Here is an 8,441-nt window from a genome sequence, read left to right as displayed (position 1 = left end):
TGGCGATCAGCACGGGCACGTCCGCATCCGCCAGCACCTGCGCCATCGCGCCATCTCCTGCGGGGACGTTGCCGGGGCCGAACCCCTCCAGCAGCAGGCCGGTCGCGCCCTGGTCCAGCGCCGCGCGCACCTGCTGCGCCAGCATCGGGGCGGCGGCGCGGTGATCGGCGGGCACGGCCGTGATCTGCACCACGCGCTGATCGTCGATGCAGGCCTGCACCGCGTCCAGCTGGGCCATCGCCCGCGCATGGGCCGCGGGCGCGTCCAGCGCAAGGTCGGGCGCGGCGGGGCCGGGCAGGGGCGCGACCGTGCCCCGGCGGATGCCGATGCCGCGTTCCGCCAGGGGCGCCAGATGCGGGCTGTCAAAGGCCGCGAAGCGTGTCGTCGACACCTTGAGTGCGCGGCACCCGCGCAGCAGGCGTCCGTCGAAGAAGATCGCGACCTCGGGCAGGCGCAGGCGGGCGCAGGACAGTGCGCCGGCCAGGTTGGCCAGCGCATCGCTGCCCGCGTTCAGGACCAGCCCGGCGTGGGTGTCGGTGAACAGCGGCAGCTGTGCGCCCGTCAGGATCACCGGCTTGGACAGCGCGGCGCGGGCCAGCCCCAGATCGTCGAAGACGTTCAGCAGCAGGGGCAGCGCCGCGCCGGTGTAATCCATCGTGTCGGTGCCGTGCAGGATCACGAAGGCATCGTGGTCGGCATACAGGTCCAGCACCCGCCGCGCGATCCGGCACCAGTCGGACGGGCGCAGGTCGGTGCTGTCCAGCGTTCCGGGCCCGTCATCCGAAAACCGCAGTCCCGTGTCGAAATGCAGCGCGTCCCCCTGCAGGGCCGCCGCCAGCGCCGGCCCAAGCAGATCGTTCGCGGCGCAGGCAAAGCGGTCCGCCGCCATGGGGGCCAGCGGCTGGCCCGTGCTGCTGATCGTGCCGCCCGTGTTGATGATGCAGATGCGCATGAGGGTCCCCCGTTCCCGGACCGCTATAGAACGCTCAGGCGGTGCCGATCCAGCCCCGCAGAAAGCTGGCAAGGTTGTGCGTCAGATCCTCGGACAGATAGCCGCCCTCTTGGACGATGACGGTGGGCAGGCCCGCGGCGCGGATGCGGGCGGCGGCGCGGGCGAAACCCGGGGTGGTGACGCGCAGCCCGCGAAACGGGTCGTTCTCGTGCGCGTCCAGCCCCAGGGCCAGGACCAGGGCGCCCGGCGCGAAACCCGCGATGCGGTCCAGCGCGTGGTCGATGGCGTCCAGCCAGACGGCATCGTCCGATCCCAGGGGCAGCGGCAGGTTCAGGTTTGTGCCGGCCGGCCCCACCTCATGCGCATGGCCCAGATAGAAGGGATAGAACGCGTCCGGATCGGCATGAACGGACACGGTCAGCACGTCGGCGCGGTCAAAAAAGATCTGCTGCGTGCCGTTGCCGTGATGGACGTCGATGTCCAGGATGGCGACCCGGTCATGCGCCGCGCGCAGGGCCTGCGCGGCGATGGCGGAATTGTTCAGGAAACAGTGCCCCGCCGCGGTGTCTGCATCGGCATGGTGCCCCGGCGGACGGCACAGCGCATAGGCCGCGCCCGCCCCGTCCAGCACCGCGCGGCTGGCCGCCAGTGCGGTGTCCACCCCGCGCAGCGCCGCAGCATAGGTGTGCTGCCCAAGCGGACAGCCGGTATCGGCCATGTGCCAGCCCGCCCGCCCGGTGATCCCCGACGGATAGGTCTGGTCGGCCTTCTGCGGATGCAGGTTGGCCACGACCTCGGCCCCCGCTCCGGGGGCCGTCTGCCATTCGTCCCATGCGGTTTCCAGAAAGTGCAGATAGCGCGCCGTGTGGACCGCGTGCATCGGGGCGCGGTCGGCCACCGGTGGATCGGTCGCGGTCAATCCCGCGGCGGCGATGCCCGCCAGCAGGCGGTCCGCACGTTCGGCGGTTTCCTTGTTCGCCATCGGCACCCCGCGCAGCATCCAGAACCGGGGATCGTGGGCGGCGGTGTCGGGTGCGTAAAAGCAGGGCAGGCTGTCCATGCGGCGCAGGCTAGGACGCCCGCGCCGCATCGGCAAGATCAGAAGCCGCTATGCGTCTTCAGGAACTCCGCCTCCTCGGGGGTGCTGTCGCGGCCCAGGATCGCGTTGCGATGCGGAAAGCGGCCGAAGCGTTCGACGATGTCGCGATGCTCGCGCGCGAAATGCAGCGAATGGTCGTTGCCCAGGTCTTCGTACAGCGCCACCGACCGGGTCTGGTCGGCCAGATCCTCGCTGTGCATGAACGGCAGGTAGAAGAACTGCCGCCGGTCGGGGGCCTGGCCCACGTCATGGCCCATGTCAAGCGCGGTCCGCGCGTGGCGCAGCGCCAGGTCGTTCGATTCGAAGCTGCGCGGCCCGCCGCGATAGATATTGCGCGGGAACTGGTCCAGCACGATCACCAGAGCCAGCGCGCTGTCGGGCGCGTCCATCCAGTCGTCCAGCCGCCCCGCATGCGCGGCCTCGTAGGTGTCGCTGAAACGGGCGGCGATGTCGCGGTCGATGTCGTCCGACTTGGCGAACCAATAGGGGCGCATCTGGTCCGAAAACCAGAACTCCAGCACCTCGTGGGGGGTCTTGGGCATATGTCTCTCCGTCACGGCAAGGGGATGTGTTCGTCGCGGTCGCCCGGCGGCAGGTCGAACCGTCCTTGCCCCCAACGCGCCTCGCGCCATTCCTGTTTCGCGGCCTCAATCCGTTCGCGCGACGACGCGACGAAGTTCCACCAGATGTGGCGCGGCCCGTTCAGCGTGGCACCTCCAAGCGCCATCAGCCGTGCGCCCCGGTCGCCCGCCGCCACCGTGATCGCGTCGCCGGGGCGGAACACCATCATCTGGCCGGCCTGGAACTCCTGCCCGGCGATGCTGACGCTGCCCTCGGTGATGTAGATCCCCCGATCCTCGTGATCGACGGGCAGGGGAAAGCGGGCGCGGGCGGCAAGCGTCACGTCCAGATAGAACGTGTCGGAATGCATCGTCGCGGGCGCTGTCTCGCCATAGGCGCGGCCCAGGATCAGTCGCGCCTCGATCCCCTGGTCGCGGATCTCGGGCAGGGCGTCCGCCGCGTGATGTTCGAAGCTGGGGGCGATGTCCTCATGCGTCTCCGGCAGGGCGATCCAGGTCTGGATCCCCAGCAGGCTGCTGGGCCCGGCGCGCACGGCGTCGGGGCTGCGTTCGGAATGGGTCACGCCGCGCCCCGCCACCATCCAGTTCAGCGCGCCCGGCGTGATGATCTGGTCGGCGCCGGTGCTGTCCTGATGCTGAAAGCTGCCGCGATACAGATAGGTGACCGTGCCCAGCCCGATATGGGGGTGCGGGCGCACGTCGATGCCCTGGTCGGTCAGGAATTCCGCCGGGCCCATCTGGTCGAAGAAGATGAACGGCCCCACCATCTGGCGTTTGGGGGCGGGCAGGGCGCGGCGCACCTCGAACCCGCCCAAGTCGCGGGCGCGGGGGATGATCAGCGTCTCGATGGCATCGGCGCCGACGGCGTCGGGGCATCCGGGGGTCAGGGCGGGGTTCCAACTCATGGCGTTCTCTCCTGTGCTGTTCCCAAGGGTGGGGGTTTGCGGGCCATCGGGCAAGCGTGCAGGCGTTCGGTTCGTGCGAACGCCGGGTTGCGCACGACCTCCGTGGCGCCGAACGACCGCCACGGGCATGTTGGATCCTGAAAGGAGGTCGCCATGACGGGACTTCATCACGTGACGGCCATCACGCGCGACGTGCAGGCCAATGTCGATTTCTGGATGGGCTTTCTGGGCCTGTCGCTGGTCAAGCAGACCGCGGGGTTCGAGGATGCCGAACAGCTGCATCTGTTCTATGGCGATGCCACGGGCGCGCCCGGGTCGCTGGTCAGCTTCCTGGTCTGGCAGGACGGCGCGCCCGGTCGCGTGGGACACGGACAGGTGGCCGAGATCGCCTTGGCCATCCCCCGCGCGCGGATCGGCGACTGGCTGACCCGCGCCATGCAGCGCGGCTTGCGCGTCGAGGGGCCGGTCCGCGAATTCGGTGCGCCGGTCCTGCGCCTGCGCGACCCGGACGGGATCATCGTCAAGCTGGTGGGCGGGGACATCCCCGATACCGGCTGGCCCGCGGCCCCCGCCCGCCTGCAGGGCGTGACGCTGTGGTCGCAGGACGCCCCGGCCACGGCGGCGTTCCTGGCGCGCTTCGGCTATGCCCCCCAGGGCATCGAAGGGGGCGTGACGCGCTTGGCATCGGACCGCGACGCGATCGACATCCGCGATGCGGCGGGGTTCGTGCCGGGCATTCCGGGAACCGGGGTGATCGACCATGTCGCCCTGCGCGTGCCCGATGTCGCGGCGATCGACGCGCACCGGGCCGCGCTGACGGATGTGACGGCCCATGATCGGCTGTACTTCACCTCTCTCTATGTCCGCGATCCTGCGGGCATCCTGATCGAACTGGCGACCGACGGTCCCGGCATGGCCGTGGACGAGGACGACCTTGGCTGGACCCTGAAGGTCCCGCCGCACATGACCGACGACACCGACCTGCGGCTGCGCCTGCCGCAATTCGCCCGCCCGGGCGAGGAAAGGACCCCCATGCGCGATCTGCCCTTCATCCACCGGATCCACACCCCCGACGATGCAGACGGGTCGGTGATCCTGCTGCTGCACGGCACCGGCGGATCGGAATCCGACCTGATGCCGCTGGCGCATCGCATCGCCCCACGCGCCACCCTGCTGGGCCTGCGCGGTCGGTCGACCGAGGAGGGCGTCGCCCGGTTCTTCCGGCGCCTGTCGATGGCCAGCTTTGACCAGGACGACATCCGGTCCGAAGCCGCGGCCTTTGCCGGCTTCTGGGAGGGTGCGATGGCGGCCTATGGCCTCGACCCCGCGCGGCTGACGGTGCTGGGCTATTCGAACGGCGCAAACTTTGCGGGGGCGGTGATGGCGCTGCATCCGGGGCTGATCGCGCGGGCGATCCTGATCCGGCCGATGCTGGTGCTGGACCCGGTGCCACGGGCCGACCTGTCGGGGGTCCGGGTTCTGACGCTGCAGGGGGCGCGCGACCCCTATGGGCATTACGCCCCGGCGCTGAACGACTGGCTGGCCGCAAGCGGGGCCGATCTGGACGCCCGCACGATCGCGGCGGGACACGAGATCGCCCCCGGCCAGCCCCGGGGCATGAAAAAGCCCCGCCTCCGGTCTTGGCCGGAGGCGGGGCGCACTGGTCAGACTGTGTACGGCGCTATAACTCAGACAAATTCGAACCGGTTCCCGAACGGGTCCGCCACGGCGGCGGATTTTTCCGGAAATCCGGTCAAGGCGACGTGATCCAGCCCCGTCCGGCCGCCGGGGTGGGGACCGGCGCCCCGGCTGTTCCAGACATTCGCGGCCAGATGGTGGTGATAGCCGTTCCAGCCATACCACCCCCCGCCCGACGCATCATGGGTGCGCGTCAGGCCAAGCGTGCCCTGCATGAAGTCATCGGCCGCGTCCATCGCCCCGACCTGCAGGTGGACATGGCCGATTTGGGTCCCGGCGGGCGCGCCCTGCCAGGGCCCGTCCGCGGCGGCCGCAAGATCGTTCAGGTCCAGCCGTTCGGTGACCATCCGCACGCGGTCGCCGTCGCGGGTCCAGTCCGAGGCAGGCCGGTCGCGATAGATCTCGATGCCGTTGCCTTCGGGGTCGTCCAGATACAGCGCCTCGCTGACATCGTGATCCGATGCGCCGGTCAGCCGCACGCCCGTATCGGCGGCGTGGCGCAGCCAGCGGCCTAGGGCCGCGCGGTCGGGCAGCAGGAAGGCGGTGTGGAACAGGCCCGCGTCACGCGGATCGCGCGGGATGGCGGCGGGATCGCCCGACAGGCGCATCAGCACCTGCCCGCCCGCGCCCAGATCGCGCTGTGCCCCGTCCCCGCCCATCGGCTCCAGCCCAAGCGCGGTCTGATAGAACCGCGCCATGCCGGGCAGGTCGCGCACGGTCAGCGCGACATGGGCGATGCCGGTCATGACCGGCCGCCGCCGATCGAGCCGGCAAAGCCCGCCACGAATTCGACCAGCCTTTCGCGGGTCTTGTCGTCCGTCAGGTTGCCTTGGTCGTCGAACAGATCGCCCGCGCGCGACACCATCAGCCGTCCTTCCCACCAAGGGCGGGTGGCCAGCATCCGCAGCACCGGCAGCCAGTGCGACTGCGCATGCGCGGTTCCGAAATTGCCCGGAGAGGCGCCGATGACGGCCACGGGCTTGCCCTTGAAGATGGCCATGCCCTGGCCGCGCGACATCCAGTCGATGACGTTCTTCAGCACGCCCGGCACGCCGTTGTTGTATTCAGGGCTGACCAGCAGCAGCCCGTCCGCGGCCGCCAGCTGGTCGGTCAGGGTCGTGACCGCGGCGGGAATGCCCGACGCGGCCTCCAGGTCGCCGTCATAGAGCGGCACCTGCGCGATGTCGCCGATGGTGATCGTCACACCCTCGGGGGCGGCATCCGCCGCCGCCCGAAGCAGGCCGGAATTCAGCGATGCCCGACGCAGGCTGCCGGAAAGTCCCAGGATCGTGGTCATCGCGTCTCTCCTTGCGTTCAGGCCAGGGGTTTCAGCCCGGCCTCGATCTGCTGGCGCTTGCCCTCCAGGAAGGGGGGCAGGGACAGGCCCTCGCCCATCGTCTCGAAGGGTTCGTCCACGTCGAAGCCCGGCCCGTCGGTCGCCAGTTCGAACAGATTGCCGCCGGGTTCGCGGAAATACAACGACCGGAAATAGAACCGCTCGACCTCGCCGCTGCTGGGCACGCGGAACCGGGCCACGCGGTCGGTCCACGCGGTCAGGGCGGCGGTATCGGGCACGCGGAAGGCCACGTGATGCACCCCGCCCGCGCCCTGGCGCGCCTGCGGCAGGCCGGGCTGGACCGCGACATGCAGTTCGGCCGCGGCACCACCCTCGCCCATCTCGAAGACATGGACCTGGCCCTGGCCATCGGGGCTGGCATAATCGCGCACTAGGCGCATGTTCATGACCTGGGTCAGCACGGTCTGGGTCGGGGCCAGTTCGGGAACCGAGATGGTGATCGGCCCCAGCCCGTGAATCTGGTGTTCGGCGGGCACGTCGCTGCGATCCCAGGGCTGGCCCGCCGGGGTGGGGGCGGCGATCAGGCGCAGGCGCTGACCCTCGGGATCCTCGACATCCAGGGTCGGGCGGCCGTCCAGCGTGGTGATCTTGCCGGCCAGGCCCGACAGGCGGTCGGCCCAGTAATCCAGGCTGTCCGCGCCCACGCGCAGCCCCGTCCGGGTGATCGCGTTCGTGCCGCGGCGTTCGGGCGCGGCGGGCCAGTCGAAGAAGGTGATGTCGGTGCCGGGGCTGCCCGCCCCGTCAGCGAAGAACAGATGATAGGCCGAGGTGTCGTCCTGGTTCACGGTCTTCTTGACCCGGCGCAGGCCAAGGGTCTGGGTATAGAACTGGTTGTTGCCCCGCGCATTGGCGGTGATCGCCGTCAGGTGATGGATTCCGGTCAGCTGCATGGCAGGCTCCTTTCCTTGCTTGAAGGGAATATGGCGCAGGCGGGGCGTTCGCGGCACCCATGCGCGCGGCAACGCCGCGTTCGGTTCTTGCGAACGACCGGCGGCGTGCTAGGGTGCGCCATGACCTGGACGATCACGGATATCCGGACCTTTCTGTCGGTGCTGGATGCGGGCAGCATCTCGGGTGCCGCGGCGCGGTCGGACCTGTCGAAATCCGTGGTCAGCAAGCGGATCACCGATTTCGAGGCCGCGTTGGGCGTCGCGCTGTTCACCCGGCATGCCGGGCGCATCGCGCCCACCGACAGCGCGCTGTCCCTGGCCAAACGGTTGCGCCCGGCGCTGGCCGAACTGGTCGCCGCCACCGAAAGCGCCGCCGCGCCCGAGGCCGCGCTGCGCGGGCGGCTGGCCATCGCGGCGCCGATGAGTTTCGGCATCCGCCACCTGGGCCCGGTGATCGCGGGTTTCGCGCGCGCCCATCCGGGGCTGGAGATCGTGCTGGATTACGATGACCGGCATATGGACCTGGGGCGGGCGGGGTTCGATCTGGGGCTGCGCATCGGGCATCTGAAGGACAGCAGCCTGATGGCGCGCCGCCTGTGCGAGGATCCGCGCGCCCTGGTGGCCAGTCCCGATTACCTGGCGCAGCACGGCGCGGTCGGGGCGCCCGGCGATCTGGCGGGGCACGAGGTCATCGGATACCTGAACGCGCGGCTGGCCGAGATCTGGCCCTTTGGCGCCCAGGTCGCGCCGCCCCGGCAGAGCCGGGTGTCGGCCAACAACGGCGAGGCGATGCGCGATCTGGCCATCGGCGGGTTGGGCCTGGCGCTGCTGCCGCTGTTCATCGTCCATGACGCGCTGCGCGACGGGCGGCTGGTGCAGGTGCTGCCGGACCTGGCGCAGGACCCGCTGCCGATCAGCGTGGTCTGGCCGCCAATCCGGCCGCTGCCCCGCAAGACACG

9 protein-coding genes are annotated in these 8,441 nt (G+C 70.3%); 2 read left to right on the top strand and 7 right to left on the bottom strand.

The genetic code is table 11. The features are described 5' to 3' along the window. The 4 genes from GBO37_RS13905 to GBO37_RS13890 form a co-directional block, all read right to left on the bottom strand. The coding region (locus GBO37_RS13905) for an asparaginase domain-containing protein (RefSeq protein WP_252929624.1) at positions 1 to 952 on the bottom strand (952 nt) is incomplete at its 3' end. 34 nt (positions 953 to 986) lie between these two features. Further along, complete coding sequence (locus GBO37_RS13900; RefSeq protein ID WP_252929626.1) at positions 987 to 2,042, bottom strand: histone deacetylase family protein; 1,056 nt, start codon at positions 2,040 to 2,042, stop codon at positions 987 to 989. 8 nt (positions 2,043 to 2,050) lie between these two features. After that, positions 2,051 to 2,593 (bottom strand): DUF924 family protein, encoded by a 543-nt coding sequence (locus GBO37_RS13895; protein ID WP_127897650.1) that lies wholly within the window; start codon positions 2,591 to 2,593, stop codon positions 2,051 to 2,053. Between the two features lie 11 nt (positions 2,594 to 2,604). Then, positions 2,605 to 3,537 carry a pirin family protein gene (locus GBO37_RS13890; RefSeq protein ID WP_046000648.1) on the bottom strand — a complete coding sequence of 311 codons (933 nt, stop codon included), beginning with the start codon at positions 3,535 to 3,537 and terminating at the stop codon, positions 2,605 to 2,607. Positions 3,538 to 3,690: 153 nt separating this feature from the next. On the opposite strand from GBO37_RS13890, the gene GBO37_RS13885 reads away from it, so the two are divergent. After that, complete coding sequence (locus GBO37_RS13885) at positions 3,691 to 5,304, top strand: VOC family protein (protein ID WP_252929622.1); 1,614 nt, start codon at positions 3,691 to 3,693, stop codon at positions 5,302 to 5,304. On the opposite strand, the gene GBO37_RS13880 is transcribed toward GBO37_RS13885, so the two are convergent. The 3 genes from GBO37_RS13880 to GBO37_RS13870 are packed head-to-tail and all read right to left on the bottom strand — an operon-like array spanning position 5,226 to position 7,482. Then, on the bottom strand, positions 5,226 to 5,981 hold the full coding sequence (locus tag GBO37_RS13880; protein WP_252929621.1) for a VOC family protein: 756 nt from the start codon (positions 5,979 to 5,981) through the stop codon (positions 5,226 to 5,228). The genes GBO37_RS13885 and GBO37_RS13880 overlap by 79 nt on opposite strands. Further along, the gene (locus GBO37_RS13875; RefSeq protein ID WP_252929620.1) at positions 5,978 to 6,532 is read right to left on the bottom strand and encodes an NADPH-dependent FMN reductase; all 555 of its coding nucleotides are present in this window, start codon (positions 6,530 to 6,532) and stop codon (positions 5,978 to 5,980) included. Before GBO37_RS13875 ends, GBO37_RS13880 begins: the two co-directional genes overlap by 4 nt. A 17-nt stretch (positions 6,533 to 6,549) precedes the next feature. Beyond that, a complete protein-coding gene (locus GBO37_RS13870) occupies positions 6,550 to 7,482 on the bottom strand; it encodes a ring-cleaving dioxygenase (RefSeq protein ID WP_127897655.1) in 933 nt (310 codons plus the stop codon). A 120-nt stretch (positions 7,483 to 7,602) separates the two neighbouring features. Here GBO37_RS13870 and GBO37_RS13865 point away from each other — a divergent pair. Further along, a partial coding sequence (locus tag GBO37_RS13865) for a LysR family transcriptional regulator (RefSeq protein ID WP_252929619.1) occupies positions 7,603 to 8,441 on the top strand: 839 nt, incomplete at its 3' end.

Source organism: Paracoccus sp. 08 (assembly GCF_024105395.1).
In the GTDB taxonomy this organism is placed as follows: Bacteria; Pseudomonadota; Alphaproteobacteria; order Rhodobacterales; family Rhodobacteraceae; genus Paracoccus; species Paracoccus marcusii.
The sequence above is the reverse complement of the archived record's forward strand: the minus strand, read 5'-3'. Positions and strand labels throughout refer to the sequence as shown.

What these genes read in the sequence shown, in the direction of transcription:
- GBO37_RS13900 (WP_252929626.1), bottom strand. Translation starts at nt 2,042, where the DNA reads ATGCGGCGCGGGCGTCCTAGCCTGCGCCGCATGGACAGCCTGCCCTGC.
- GBO37_RS13895 (WP_127897650.1), bottom strand. Translation starts at nt 2,593, where the DNA reads ATGCCCAAGACCCCCCACGAGGTGCTGGAGTTCTGGTTTTCGGACCAG.
- GBO37_RS13890 (WP_046000648.1), bottom strand. Translation starts at nt 3,537, where the DNA reads ATGAGTTGGAACCCCGCCCTGACCCCCGGATGCCCCGACGCCGTCGGC.
- GBO37_RS13885 (WP_252929622.1), top strand. Translation starts at nt 3,691, where the DNA reads ATGACGGGACTTCATCACGTGACGGCCATCACGCGCGACGTGCAGGCC.
- GBO37_RS13880 (WP_252929621.1), bottom strand. Translation starts at nt 5,981, where the DNA reads ATGACCGGCATCGCCCATGTCGCGCTGACCGTGCGCGACCTGCCCGGC.
- GBO37_RS13875 (WP_252929620.1), bottom strand. Translation starts at nt 6,532, where the DNA reads ATGACCACGATCCTGGGACTTTCCGGCAGCCTGCGTCGGGCATCGCTG.
- GBO37_RS13870 (WP_127897655.1), bottom strand. Translation starts at nt 7,482, where the DNA reads ATGCAGCTGACCGGAATCCATCACCTGACGGCGATCACCGCCAATGCG.